The organism is Corallococcus llansteffanensis, from assembly GCF_003612055.1.
GTDB classification, from domain to species: Bacteria; Myxococcota; Myxococcia; order Myxococcales; family Myxococcaceae; genus Corallococcus; species Corallococcus llansteffanensis.
Window position 1 is genome coordinate 1 of the sequence record NZ_RAWB01001049.1, and the last position, 1189, is coordinate 1189.

General features: G+C 71.9%; 1 protein-coding gene. It reads left to right on the forward strand.

The genetic code is table 11. From position 1 onward, the window contains the following. Window positions 1-150: 150 nt before the first annotated feature. The coding region (locus tag D7V93_RS47220) for an SMI1/KNR4 family protein (RefSeq protein WP_504739604.1) at window positions 151-1189 on the forward strand (1039 nt) is incomplete at its 3' end.

The window sequence follows — 1189 nt, forward strand, 5'->3', positions numbered from 1 at the left end:
CAGGAGGGGGGGCCCGTGTCAGGTTCTCCAGGTATGTCTCTGGGAGGGCTGGAGGTGTCGGGTGGACGAAACCCGACATGCACACTGCGCACGGGGGCCCAGGCGCCATAAGGTGCGAGCCCCGGTGGCTGTCGATGTCGTGGAGGGGTCATGCACGAGTGGTTGGAGGCACTGCGCAAGTCGGCGAAGGCGACCTCGGAGGGTGTGCTGGCGGAAGAGCTTCGCCGCGCCGAAACGGAGTGCGGCGTTCCGTTCCCCGAGGAGCTCGCGAACCTGTACCGCACGCTGAACGGCGGTGAGTTCCAGGGCGAGGTGCGCCTGTACCCGCTGCGGGGTGACGAGGGCGCGCCCAGCGTCCTGGAGAAGAGCCGGCTGAGCCTGGTGGGCCTGCCCGCCGCGGGCGTGTGGCGCTTCGGGTTGAAGGGGCCGCACCGTCACCTGTTCGTCGCGCGCAAGTCCGCGATGCAGGAGCAGGGGGATGGCGGAGGGCCGCTGCCCGGCTGGGTGGAGGTGCTGGGCCCGGACGACTGGGTCTTCGGCACCTGGGAGAACGAGAAGAAGGAGATGCGGCTGTACCGCACGCTCAAGGACATGCTCGAGGTGCTGGTCCCGCCCGTCGAGGTGGAGAGCTTCGGGGAGCGGACCTTCGCGCGGGCGATGAACGCCGTGTTGCAGGGCGCCCTGTCCGGCGCCGAGGCCGAGACGGGCGAGGAGGACGAGGACAGCCGCCGCACGGCCTTCGAAGGCGAAGAGGACGCGCCGCCCACGGACGCGAGGGACCGCGACTACTCGCGCGACCTGGCTGCCCTGGCCCAGGACGCCGACGAGGACTCGGAGCGCGAGGACGACGAAGGGTCGAAGGAGGGTGCCCAGGAGGAGCTGTTCGAGGAGCCCGAACTGGCGCGTCCCGCGGCGAAGAAGGCACGGGCCCCCGCCGCGAAGAAGGGGCGTCCAGCGCTGGTCGCCGTGCCGTCGTCCGATGAGGCGACGTCCGCACCCGCGCGGGGAAGCACGCGGAAGGCCGCGCCCGCGACGAAGCCCGAGCCCGCACCGGAGCCCGTTCGCAAGACCGCGACGAAGCTCGAGCCCGCACCTGAGCCCGCCCGCAAGACCGCGAAGAAGCCCGAGCCCGCGAAGAAGCCCGAGCCCGCGCCGGAGCCCGCCCTCAAGACCGCTGGCGCCCGCAAGG